Genomic DNA, 12,245 nt, shown 5'->3' on the forward strand with positions numbered 1-12,245 from the left:
ACCTGGAAACGGCGATTGCCGTGGATTGGGACCAGGTCAACGAGCAACGCCCGGCCTGGAACGCCCGCTGGAACCGCAGCATCGAGCGCTAGCGCGAATTTTGCAGTTATCATGCGGCCCTCTCGGGCTTAGTGCCTGAAGATAACCTGTGGCGAGGGAGCTTGCTCCCGCTGGGCTGCGATATAGGTAGTCCGTTCCTTGCTCCCCCATACTGATACTCGCTGGAGTCCGGTTGTTGCGAGGAAGGAACATGCACCTGCGAGCTACGAATAGGGCTGCAACGCATCTCGATGATTACTGCTTCACCTTCGAGCCCAGCAGGTGCGCTTGCGCCCTCTAACGAACACTCAGGGAAAGCCGGGCACGGCTCTCTATATCGCCTTCGCTGGACGCAAGCATGCATGTTCCTGCATGTACTTTAGCGTCTGTGGAGGTGTGCGATGCAAACGCTCTTGTCTCAGAAATTCACTGCTTATATCGGAATTGATTGGGCCGATACCAAACATGACGTCTGTTTGCAGGTTGCTGGGCAAGCCCAGCGGTGCTTCTCGGTCATCCGACACAACCCCGAAGCTATTGATCAATGGGCTCATGCGCTGTATCAGCGTTATGGCGGTCCTATCGCCATTGCCGTGGAGTTAGACAAAGGACCGTTGATAGCGGCCCTGCAAAAATATGATTTTTTTTGTTTGTTCCCGATCAACCCCGCCACCTTAGCCAAGCAGCGTAAGGCCTTCGTTCCCAGCGGTGCGAAGGACGATCCGAGCGATGCCCAGTGGGCACTTGAGCTATTGCTCAAGCATCCCGACAGATTTCCCCAGCAGGAGAAACAAAGTCCTGCCATACGTTCTCTGGCTAGCTTGACTGAACATCGGAGAACCTTGGTTGATGAGCGGGTAAGAATCAGTAATCGGTTGGTTTGCATGCTCAAGCAGTACTATCCGTTGGCGCTGGAGTTGTTCCACGATCATGACACACAGGTGTTCTGTGATTTCCTGGAGCGCTGGTCGACGTTGGAAACACTTAAACGTGCTCGGCCTACAAGCGTTTTGAAGTTTCTTAACGCGCATAATGTTCGCCATGCAGAACTCAATCAGCAGCGTCTGGCCTTGATCCTCAAGGCCACGCCGCTGACAGAGGATCCGGGGATTGTTAACCCTTCAGCGCTGTATGTGCGGACCCTGGCATCGCAACTGAGTGGGATGCTGGTGGCGATCAAGCAGTTTGATGCGGCGATCGAAGAAACGGCCAATACCCTGGCCGATTACAGCCTCTTCAAATCCTTGCCTGGAGCCGGGCAACAGCTTGCACCACGGCTAATGGTAGCTTTTGGTGAGCAACGTGATCGCTTCAAGGATGCTGGTGCTATGCAGCGATATGCCGGGATCGCTCCGGTTACCGAGCGCAGTGGCAAGAAGAAAATCGTTCGCTGGCGCTATCAATGTTCAACCTTTTTGCGCCAGACATTTGTCGAGTGGGCTGCCCACAGCATCAATCAATCGGTATGGGCAGGGGCGTACTATCGCCAACAGAAGGCCAAAGGCTGCTCTCATCAAGCAGCCCTGAGGGCACTGGCTTTTAAATGGATCAGGATCGTTTATCGGTGCTGGAATGCTGGATCCCAGTATGACGAGAGCGTCTATTTACAAGCCTTGGCCCGCCACGACTCGCCTTTGATAAGAGCACCGGAGGCAACGAAAGCATGTTGACGGAAGAGCTCAGGGCGTGAAGCAGCCCTCAAACCTGACACCAAGGTGTGTCAGACTGATTGCATAGCCGCTTTTGGGGCTGCCATGCAGCCCAGCGGGAGCAAGCTCCCTCGCCACAGGTTCTTGTGCCCTCCCCTTGATCAACAGCGACCCCATCCATGCACACCCTCGCCCAACTACGCGCCGGCCAGCTCTGCGGCATTACCCGGCTGGACCTGACCTGTGGCTTGACGGAGTTTCCCCGGGAAATCTTCGACGTGGCCGATTCCCTCGAGATCCTCAACCTCAGCGGCAATCAGTTGGACACGCTGCCCGACGACCTGCATCGGCTGACTCGCCTGCGCGTACTGTTCTGTTCCGACAACCGCTTCACTGAACTGCCCGAATGCCTGGGCCGTTGCAGCGCCTTGACCATGGTCGGTTTCAAGGCCAACCGTATTGCGCACGTCGCGGGCGCCGCGCTGCCGCCACTGCTGCGCTGGCTGATCCTGACCGACAACTGCGTCAGCCGCTTGCCGGATGAACTGGGCCAACGCCCCTATCTGCAAAAACTGATGCTGGCCGGCAACCGTTTGCAGCAGTTGCCGGCGAGCCTGGGCCAGTGTCATCGCCTCGAACTGCTACGCATCGCCGCCAACCAACTGACCGAACTGCCGCAATGGCTGCTCACGTTGCCAAGCCTCAGTTGGCTGGCCTACGCCGGCAACCCACTGGAAACCCAGGCGCAAGCGACGGCCCTGAATACCACGACGCCTATCGAATGGTCGCATCTGGAACTGCAACGACAACTGGGCGAAGGCGCGTCGGGGGTGATTCATCAGGCGCTCTGGCAGACGCCCGGCCAGGCGGCACGAAAGGTCGCAGTGAAGTTGTACAAGGGCCAGATGACCAGCGACGGCTCGCCCCTGCATGAGATGCATGCCTGCATCACGGCCGGTCGCCACTCGAACCTGATTGAGGTGCTGGGTCAGGTTGCCGGGCACCCCGAGCAACAGGCCGGGCTGGTGATGGCGCTGATCGAGCCCAGCTACCGTAACCTCGCCGGGCTGCCGAGCCTGGCGTCATGCAGCCGCGACGTGTATGCCGATGAACTGCGCCTGAGCGCCCCGGTGGCCTTGCGCATCGCCCACGGCATTGCCTCGGTGGCGGCGCACCTGCACCGCCATGGCATCACCCATGGGGATCTCTACGGGCACAATATTCTGTGCGATGAACAGGGCGATTGCCTGCTGGGGGACTTTGGCGCGGCGTCGTTCCACGCCACCACAGACAACCTGCAAACCCGCGCGCTGCAACGCATCGAGGTGCGGGCCTTCGGGATTTTGCTGGGGGAATTGCTGGCGCGGATCGAACCGACGCCCAGTGCTGAGGAACTGGCAGCGTTACAGGATCTGCAGGTGCGTTGCTGTCAGCCAGAGGTGTTGGCGCGGCCGGGGTTCGATGAGATCAGGCAGCTGTTGTCCAGCTTCTAATCCACTGATTCAATCGACGTCATCGGTTGATCGCCCGAACCTTTGTGGCGAGGGGATTTATCCCCGCTGGGCTGCGCAGCAGCCCCTAAAACTCTGCCGAGTCAGCCAGACATACCCAAGTTGTCTGGTTTCAGGGCCGCTTCGCGGCCCAGCGGGGATAAATCCCCTCGCCACATGTCCATCCTGTCCCTGGTCCAAGCAGGGTGGGGTTAACCCGCCAACCCGACAAACATGTCCTGCACGTCATCGTGGTTGTCGAGGCCTTCGAGGAAGGCTTCTACTTCAGCCATCTGCTCGTCGGTCAGGCCACTGACCGGGTTTTTCGGCTGATAGCCCAGCTTGGCCGACAATACGGTGAAACCCTGCTCCGGCAAGGCCTTCTGTACGGCATCGAGGTCGGCAGGATCGGTGAGAAACAACGTCGCGCCTTCTTCGCCCGGTTCGAAATCCTGGGCACCGGCCTCGATGGCGGCCATTTCCGGATCGGCGTCCGGGCTGTCCGGCGCGGCTTCGATCATGCCGACATGGTTGAAGTCCCACGCCACCGAACCCGAGGCGCCGAGTTGGCCCTTGCGGAACGCGACGCGAATTTCGGCAACAGTACGGTTGATGTTATCGGTCACGCACTCAACGATCAGAGGCACCTGGTGCGGCGCAAACCCTTCGTAGGTGACGCGGTGGTATTGCACGGTTTCACCGAGCTGGCCAGAACCTTTCTTGATCGCACGTTCCAGGGTCTCGCGGGGCATCGAGGCCTTCTTCGCCTGTTCGACCACCAGTCGCAAGTGCGCGTTGGTCGCGGTATCAGCGCCGTTGCGCGCGGCAATGGTGATTTCCTTCACCAGCTTGCCGAAGATCTTGCCCTTGGCGTTGGCAGCCGCTTCTTTGTGTTTAACCTTCCACTGTGCGCCCATTACTCACTCTCTTGTCTGACGCGCCGAGACATCTGCCGGCCGGCGCTGTGGCGCAAGTTTATACGGCCTAAACCGGCTGATCGACCAAAAAATTCACCCTGCCGGATCGACATTTTCACAGCGTGTTGTAGGGCGTTTCTGAAATAGCGACTCACAAGCACCGTTTTCCCCTGCGGTTTCGTACCCTCTGCGCCTCTCTCCCTGCCAGTAGGAGCTGCGATGCGCAACGACACGGAAAGTCCCTTCAGCCTGACGCTCACGCAAAGCGGCTTGCAACTGCAAGTCTTGCGGTTCAGTGGCCGCGAAGCCCTCAACCAGCCATACCGCTTTGACCTCGAACTGATCGGCCTGGCCCCGCCGATAGATCTCCAACTGCTCTTGGGGCATCCGGCCTTCCTGCGCCTGGAAGGCGAATCGGGCGTCCATGGGATTGTCCACAGCGTTAGCCTCAGTGCCCTGGCGCCGCGGCGTATCGGCTATCGTGTGACGTTGGTTCCCTACCTCCAGCAACTGGAGCAAGGCCCACAGCGCCGGGTTTTCCATCGGCTCAGCGTGGTGCAGCTGCTGCAACGCCTGCTGGAAGAACACGCGCTACCCGTCGACAGTTACCGTTTCGAACTGCCCCATGGGCTGTATCCGTGTCGCCCGTTTTGCATTCAGTACGACGAAAGCGACCTGACCCTCCTGCAACGACTGTGTGAGGAAGAAGGCATTCATTACCACTTCGAACACGCTCCCCAGGGCCATGTCCTGGTGTTTGCCGAAGACCCGAAGAGCTTTCCCGCGCGCCCCATCGAGCTGCCCCTGCGCCCGAACGACAGCCTGCAGCCGGCCATCAGACGCTTGTATTTGCGTCACCATCCGATGATGCCTGGGCTGCCCGTCGGGTTCAGTGACCGGGCCCCGCCCGAAGCCGAGGCCTCGGCGGCGAATCAACCCCTTGAGCGGCTCGATCACGAAGCCATGCGCGGCAACCCGGCCTTGGCTCACCGTTACCAGGCCGGTCGCCGCCACCTTGAACGGCTGCGCTGCCGGCAACGGGAAATCCATGGCCACAGTACCCAACCGGCCCTGCACGGCGGCGACATCGTACAGGTCTGCGAACACCCGGTTTCCACCTTCAACGATCAATGGCTGATCACCGAGGTCCAGCATCGCGGACGGCAGTTTTCGATCCTGGAGCCGGACCTGCCCGCCGCACCGTCGGCCCGTGACTACCGCAACCGGTTCACCGCCATTCCCTGGTCCACCACGTTCAGGCCAGCCCTCAAGCACCCCAAGCCCCCCGTCCCCGGGTACCACCTGGCCCATGTACTCGGCAGCACCGGCCAGCCGGCCAGCCCCGATGAACGTGGCCAGGTGAGTGTCAGCCTATGGGCGCCGGACCAGGACGGCATCACGCTGCCCGTGTCGCGGCTGACTCTGGATGGCAGCCCCAGCCTGATGGCCGGCAGCGAAGTGCTGGTGAGTTTTCTCGATGGCGACCCTGATCGACCGGTGCTGTGTCCAGGGGCTATCGATACCGGCGCAGGCCATAGCGCCACGTCCCCGAAATCGCCCCGTGGGGAGCATGATGGGGGGCTGCTGTTGGACTGGCTGCTGAATCCGCCGGTTTTGACTCCCTGACTCAATCCTATGGCTTCATGCCGGCAAAAATGATCTGGCTCAAGCAAACCCAGCGAAACGGGCTTACAGTAAACGGATAACGCCGCTCTAGACGGCGCTCTACCCTGATCGTTGGAGAGGCCTGCAATGCCCTGGAAAAACTCAGAAAGCCGCTACAGTACCGTCACGGTCACCTTGCATTGGCTGATGCTGGTTCTGCTGGCCGTGGTTTACGCCTGCATCGAGTTCCGCGGGATTTTCCCCAAGGGCAGCGGCGGTCGCACCCTGATCAAGGAAGCGCACTTCATGCTCGGCCTGACGGTGTTCCTGCTGGTCTGGCTACGCCTGTTCGCTCGCAGCATGGGTAAGGCTCCGGCGATTTTCCCGGCGTCGCCTGCATGGCAAACCGTTCTCGCTCGCCTGATGCATTGGGCGCTGTACCTGTTCATGATCGCCATGCCGCTGCTGGGCTGGCTGATCACCAGCGCCGAAGGGCACCAGGTGATGTTCTACGGTTTCGATCTGCCGTTGCTCATCAATCAAGACAAGGATTTCGCCAAGCAACTGGAAGGCTGGCACGTGCTGGGCGGCACCATCGGCTATTGGCTGATTGGCCTGCATGCCTTGGCGGGGCTGTACCACCACTATGTGGTACGGGACAACACGCTGCTGCGGATGATGCCCAAACGCGGCTGACCGTCGCTACTCGAACCCCCGGCGACCTTGCAAACCGCCGGTGTGGACGAAGACCAGACGGGTATCCGGGGCAAATCGTCCGGCCTCGACTTGCGTCTTGAGCAACATCAAGGCTTTGCCGGTGTACAACGGTTCCAGTTCGATGGCCGTCGTGGTTTCGATGAACTCGGTGAGTTCGGCATCGACCCGGGCGAACCCGTCACGGCTGCCGTCGAACAATTCATAAGGTGGACTGCAAAGGCCCGCCTCCCCCACGATGCGCTCGACTTGCTGCACCACGCCATGGTCCTGGGGCACCGCCAGCACGCCATAGACCGGGCGCTGTCCCGCTTCGGCCAGCACCAGCCCGGCCAGCGACGTACCCGTCCCACAGGCCAGCCACCAACCGTGAAAATCCGCCCATCCCAACGTCGCCAGTTGTGCACGGACGTTGGCCGCCCATACCTGGCAGCCTTGTGCACCGGGCAATCCTGAACCGCCCTCGGGCACCGGATGCAAATGTGGATAGCGCATCTGCCACGGTTCCCAGAAATCCGCTGCGTGCCGCTCCCGGTATCCGCCATAACCCAACCAGTGCAGGTCCATGCCAAACACTTTCAGGTCGCGCACCGTCGGCGTGTCCTGGGGATGACCACGCAACAGCCCCGCCGTGGGAAACCCGAAGCGCTTGCCCGCCGCCGCCAACGCATGCAAATGGTTGGAATACGCCCCGCCCAGGCTCATGACCCCCTCGGCACCGGCCTCATGGGCGGCGCGCAAGTGATGGACCAACTTGAACCACTTGTTGCCGCTGATCAGTGGATCGATCCGGTCCAGGCGCAACACCGCCACTTCAACACCGGCACGGGCGAGCCAGTCCAGGTGAAGGGGTTCGAGTCGGGGTTGGGGATGCCAGTCGAGGGCGGGAAGCAGCATTGCGGCGGGCCGGCGGGGAAGATACCGGCATCTTAACAGCTCGGTGTTGAGAGACTTCAGGATCGGAGTTCACCGCCTCCTGTGGGAGCGAGCTTGCTCCCACAGGGGATCCGGGTTCTACAGAGCGTGTGAGTTACAACTGCGCCGCCAACCGCGAACCCTGGTTGATCGCCCGCTTGGCATCCAGTTCCGCCGCCACGTCGGCGCCGCCAATGAGGTGAACGGTCTGCCCCGCCGCTTCCAGGCCTTCCTGCAACTCACGCAGCGGATCCTGGCCGGCGCAGATCACGATGTTGTCCACGGCCAGCACTTGCGGCTCGCCGGTTTCGCCGATGCGAATGTGCAGGCCGTCGTCGTCGATCTTCAGGTACTCGACGCTGTTGAGCATCTGCACCTGCTTGTTCTTCAGGCCCGTACGGTGAATCCAGCCGGTGGTCTTGCCCAGGCCGTCACCGACCTTGGACGCCTTGCGTTGCAGCAGGAACACCTGGCGCGCCGGTGCATGGGGTTCAGCCTTGATCCCGGCCACGCCGCCGCGAGCCTCGAGGTGGGTGTCGATACCCCACTCCTTCCAGAACGCCTCGCGATCCTGGCTGGTGGCAACGCCCTGATGCACCAGGAACTCCGACACGTCGAAGCCGATACCGCCGGCACCAATCACCGCGACACTGCGGCCCACCGGCTTGCGCTCGAGGATCACGTCCAGGTAGCTCAAGACCTTGGCATGCTCCACCCCGGGAATCGCCGGCACGCGCGGCGCGATGCCGGTGGCAAGGATGATCTCGTCGTAGCCGCCGGCCACCAATTGCGCCACATCCACCCGGGTATCGAGGCAAAGCTCGACATGGCTGGTCTGCAATTTGCGCTTGAAGTAGCGCAGGGTTTCGAAGAACTCCTCCTTGCCTGGCACGCGCTTGGCGACGTTGAACTGCCCGCCAATTTCGCTGGCCGAATCGAACAGCGTCACCTGGTGCCCACGCTCGGCCGCCACCGTGGCTGCGGACAGCCCGGCCGGGCCGGCACCGACCACGGCGATTTTCTTCACCTGGGTCACCGGCAGGTAGTTCAGCTCGGTTTCATGGCAAGCCCGTGGGTTGACCAGGCAACTGGTGAGCTTGCCGCCAAAGGTGTGGTCCAGGCACGCCTGGTTGCAGCCGATGCAGGTGTTGATTTCATCACTGCGACCGGCAGCGGCCTTGTTGACGAACTCCGGATCGGCCAGGAATGGCCGGGCCATGGAGACCATATCGGCATCGCCCTCAGCGAGGATCTGCTCGGCCACTTCCGGGGTGTTGATGCGATTGGTCGTGATCAGCGGGATGCTTACCGAACCACGCAGCTTGGCCGTGACCTTGCTGAACGCCGCCCGTGGAACCTTGGTGGCAATGGTGGGAATCCGCGCTTCGTGCCAACCGATACCGGTGTTGATAATCGTTGCGCCGGCCTGCTCGATGGCCTTGGCCAACTGGACGATTTCGTCCCACGAACTGCCACCTTCCACCAGATCGAGCATCGACAAGCGAAAGATGATGATGAAGTTCGGGCCTACTGCCTCACGCACCCGACGCACGATTTCCACCGGCAGGCGCATGCGGTTTTCATAGCTGCCGCCCCAACGATCGGTACGGTGGTTGGTGTGGGCCGCCAGGAACTGGTTAATGAAATAACCTTCCGAGCCCATGATCTCGACGCCGTCGTATTCGGCCTTCTGGGCCAGTACCGAACAGGTGACGAAATCGCTGATCTGCTTCTCGATACCCTCCTCGTCCAGTTCCTTGGGCTTGAACGGGTTGATCGGTGCCTGGATCGCGCTCGGTGCCACCTGCTTGGGGCTGTAGGCGTAGCGCCCGGCATGGAGAATTTGCATGCAGATCTTGCCACCGGCCTCGTGTACGGCCCGGGTCACGATCTGGTGCTTGAGCGCTTCTTCCTCGGTGGTCAGCTTGGCCGCCCCGGAGTACACGCCGCCCTCGTCATTCGGCCCGATCCCACCGGTGACCATCAGGCCCACGCCGCCCCGGGCGCGCTCGGCAAAATACGCCGCCATGCGTTCGAAACCGCCGGGTTTCTCTTCCAGGCCGGTGTGCATCGAGCCCATCAGGGTACGGTTGCGCAACGTGGTGAAACCCAGGTCCAGCGGGGCCAGCAGGTGCGGGTAATGAGAGGCGGTCATCGGTAACTCCACAACGGGCGATCACGGGGAAAAGCGCAAGCTCTGCGGCTTGCGTCTGTCATGACCCACAGCGTAAGAGTCCGGATGCGGGCGCTCAATGACCGTAACTGACAAGTTAATGATCCAAATGTGCAGCGCACCGATCAGCTGCGCGTGACTCTCGCCGGAATGCACCAGTCCTACCAACGCTGGTCCAGGTGCTCAACCCTAAAATAACCTTAATAACACGGTCGCCCTCGCATGCATCCCCAACGAAAAATGCTGCACAACGAGTTGCACGCCCGCCCGTCGCTGTACTTCGACGAGCCGGCCCACGTCTTCCACCTGGCGTTTCTTGGCGACAATGCCCAGTGCAACGCGCTGCTCGAGCGACTGTGCCCGGAAACCGTCGCAGCAGAGGCCGCACAAGGCATCACCCGCCTTGAAGGCCATCCACTCAAGTGGGAGCGCCACGCCGAGTTCTTCACCCTGACCCTGGTCGTTCCCGCCAGCACCAACGAACCGCACTGGACAACGCTGCCCGAATGCCTTGCCCAGGGTATCGAAGGCCATTCCCAGCACCTCATCAATGCCGTTCAGGTGGTGGTGCGCGCCGAAGCCGGTCTCGACCTGCCCAGCTACGGTTTCAAGGACCCCTGCGGTTCTTGCGTGGGCGGTGGCGATGCGGTGGTCTGGAGCGATTTTCGCCTGACCGAGGACGGCACCAACCGCCTGCTGTTCATCAACCGACGGCTCAACGCTTATCGTCAGGGCCGCATGATCCGGCGCCTGCTGGAAATCGAGACCTATCGCATGATGGCGTCCTTGTCGCTCAATACCGCCAAGGCACTGGAGCCGCAACTGAACGAATTCGATCGCACCCTGGTGAGCCTGTCCGAACGCAACGCCAATGCCAGCGGCGTGCATGCCAAAGCCCTGCTGGAGGACATCGCCCTGCTGTCTCGCCAGGTCGTCAGCAGCACGGTCAAGAATCGCCACCGTTTCAGCGCCACCCGCGCCTATGCCCAACTGGTGTTCGAGCGCCTGGGGGAGTTGCGCGAAAGTCACCTGGGGGATTGCCAGCGGCTGGGCGTGTTCATCGAGCGGCGTTTCAAACCCACGGTGCGTTATTGCGCAGCCACCGAACAGCGCCTCGAGCAACTGGCCATGAGCGTTGCCAACCTGGGTGACTTGTTGCAAGCACGCGTACAGGTCGAAATGGAGGATCAGAACGCCGAGATCCTGCGCAGCCTCAATGCACGCGCCGATGCACAGATAAAGATCCAGCGCGCGGTGGAAGGCCTGTCGATCATTGCCATCACCTACTACCTGATCAATCTGTTCAAACTGGTCTATAGCGGGCTGCACACCTTGGGCGCAAGCCTCTCGGCCCGCGAGGCGCTGCTGGGCATGACGCCACCGGTGCTGTTGATCATGCTGCTGATTCTGATCCGCATCAGGAAGGCCAAAAGTCATTAGTGCGCCTTGCTCGCGCGCAGGGTGTCCAAGGATTCCATGGACGCCTTGGCGCAGGCCTGGCGCAAGTACAAATCAGCGCCCGCCCTTCGCTAATCCCTTGTTTTACCGTACCCTGCCCCGTAGCTCCTGATGAAAAATCACGAACCTGCACACGGCCGCTGACTGTTCTCCCATGCGCAAATTTCTGTACCTGCTGTTTTCCCTGGCCTTGATTGCCGCCCTGATCACCTACGCACTGTGGACGACGGATCGTCCGACGGGTCATTACCTGTCGGACCTGCGCATCAGCCTGGCGGTCGATCAGGGCACACCCGCCGACCGCGGTAACCTGCTGGGCATCCAACCCGAACTGTTCCCCACCGACTACCAGAGCCCCGAGCGCCTGCATCGCAAACTGGCAGCCTATCTGCAGACGGCTCGCGACCAGGGCTTTCTCAATGCCAAGACCGTGGTGGTCCTGCCCGAGCACATCGGCACCTGGTTGATGGTCGGCGGCGAAAAAGACGAGTTGTACCAGGCCACCAGCCTGAAGGAAGCCATGAACTGGCTGGCGATCAGTAATCCGCTGGCGTTTATCCAGGCATTGATCAGCGCTCAAGGCGATAGCCGACTGGACGATGCCCACCTGCGCATGAAAGCCGAGCGCATGGCCCATGACTATCAAGCGCTATTCGGTGGGCTGGCCAAGGAGTTCGGTATCACCCTGGTGGCCGGCTCCATCGTGCTTCCCGAGCCCAGTGTCAGTGACGGTGAACTGAAGATCGGTCGCGGTGCGCTGTACAACAGCAGCCTGGTGTTCGGCAGCGATGGCCGGCCGATCGGCCAGCCACAACGCCAACGACATCCGGTGTTTGAACAGCGCGACGTGCTTGGGGCCGACCGCCCGACCGCTGTCCAAGTCATCGACACCCCCGCCGGGCGCCTGGGCGTGCTGATCGGCAGCGACAGTTGGTACCCGCTCCACTACCGGCAACTCAACGACCAGGGCGCGCAACTGATTGCGGTGCCCGCCTTCATCCTCGGTCGCGACACATGGGACAAACCCTGGAGCGGTTATAAAGGCCTGTCCACGCCGAGCGAGGTGAGCCTCAAGCCAGGTGAAGTGAGCGAGGGCCAAGCCTGGCATCGCCTGACACTGACCGGCCAATTGCCCATCAGCCAGGCCCAGGGCGGCGTCAGCGTGTTCCTGCGGGGCCAGTTCTGGGACAACGGCAGCGCCGGCCAGAGTTTCATCAGCCACAACGGCCAACACTTCCCCGATGGCAACGCCCGCGGCGCCCGCCTGCTGAACCTGTGGTTGTGA

Annotated in this window: 9 protein-coding genes; 6 read left to right on the plus strand and 3 right to left on the minus strand. The window is 61.4% G+C overall.

Translation table 11 applies throughout. The annotated features are described in order from the left end of the window. Positions 1 to 440 precede the first annotated feature (440 nt). Both TK06_RS11115 and TK06_RS11120 read left to right on the plus strand, forming a co-directional pair. Positions 441 to 1,709, plus strand: coding sequence for an IS110 family transposase (locus TK06_RS11115; protein WP_063320322.1), 1,269 nt, complete (start codon positions 441 to 443; stop codon positions 1,707 to 1,709). 158 nt (positions 1,710 to 1,867) lie between these two features. Beyond that, positions 1,868 to 3,181, plus strand: a complete 1,314-nt coding sequence (locus TK06_RS11120) for a leucine-rich repeat-containing protein kinase family protein (RefSeq protein ID WP_063322119.1) — start codon at positions 1,868 to 1,870, stop codon at positions 3,179 to 3,181. A 209-nt stretch (positions 3,182 to 3,390) separates the two neighbouring features. On the opposite strand, the gene TK06_RS11125 is transcribed toward TK06_RS11120, so the two are convergent. Next, positions 3,391 to 4,095 (minus strand): YebC/PmpR family DNA-binding transcriptional regulator, encoded by a 705-nt coding sequence (locus TK06_RS11125; RefSeq protein ID WP_003199952.1) that lies wholly within the window; start codon positions 4,093 to 4,095, stop codon positions 3,391 to 3,393. A 219-nt stretch (positions 4,096 to 4,314) separates the two neighbouring features. Between TK06_RS11125 and TK06_RS11130 the strand changes: the two genes are divergently transcribed. Together TK06_RS11130 and TK06_RS11135 are read left to right on the plus strand one after the other, a co-directional pair. Continuing rightward, positions 4,315 to 5,721, plus strand: coding sequence for a type VI secretion system Vgr family protein (locus tag TK06_RS11130; protein WP_063322120.1), 1,407 nt, complete (start codon positions 4,315 to 4,317; stop codon positions 5,719 to 5,721). 126 nt (positions 5,722 to 5,847) lie between these two features. Further along, entirely contained in the window at positions 5,848 to 6,396 is a 549-nt protein-coding gene (locus TK06_RS11135; protein ID WP_063322121.1) for a cytochrome b, read from the plus strand. Between the two features lie 6 nt (positions 6,397 to 6,402). Here the strand turns inward: TK06_RS11135 and TK06_RS11140 are convergent, their stop codons facing one another. Both TK06_RS11140 and TK06_RS11145 read right to left on the minus strand, forming a co-directional pair. After that, entirely contained in the window at positions 6,403 to 7,311 is a 909-nt protein-coding gene (locus TK06_RS11140) for a 1-aminocyclopropane-1-carboxylate deaminase/D-cysteine desulfhydrase (protein WP_063322122.1), read from the minus strand. 133 nt (positions 7,312 to 7,444) lie between these two features. Beyond that, positions 7,445 to 9,484, minus strand: coding sequence for an FAD-dependent oxidoreductase (locus TK06_RS11145; RefSeq protein WP_063322123.1), 2,040 nt, complete (start codon positions 9,482 to 9,484; stop codon positions 7,445 to 7,447). A 240-nt stretch (positions 9,485 to 9,724) separates the two neighbouring features. On the opposite strand from TK06_RS11145, the gene TK06_RS11150 reads away from it, so the two are divergent. Both TK06_RS11150 and TK06_RS11155 read left to right on the plus strand, forming a co-directional pair. Continuing rightward, positions 9,725 to 10,942 carry a DUF3422 domain-containing protein gene (locus tag TK06_RS11150; RefSeq protein ID WP_063322124.1) on the plus strand — a complete coding sequence of 406 codons (1,218 nt, stop codon included), beginning with the start codon at positions 9,725 to 9,727 and terminating at the stop codon, positions 10,940 to 10,942. A 172-nt stretch (positions 10,943 to 11,114) separates the two neighbouring features. Then, positions 11,115 to 12,245 (plus strand): carbon-nitrogen hydrolase family protein, encoded by a 1,131-nt coding sequence (locus tag TK06_RS11155; RefSeq protein WP_063322125.1) that lies wholly within the window; start codon positions 11,115 to 11,117, stop codon positions 12,243 to 12,245.

The organism is Pseudomonas fluorescens (assembly GCF_001623525.1).
GTDB lineage: Bacteria > Pseudomonadota > Gammaproteobacteria > Pseudomonadales > Pseudomonadaceae > Aquipseudomonas > Aquipseudomonas fluorescens_Q.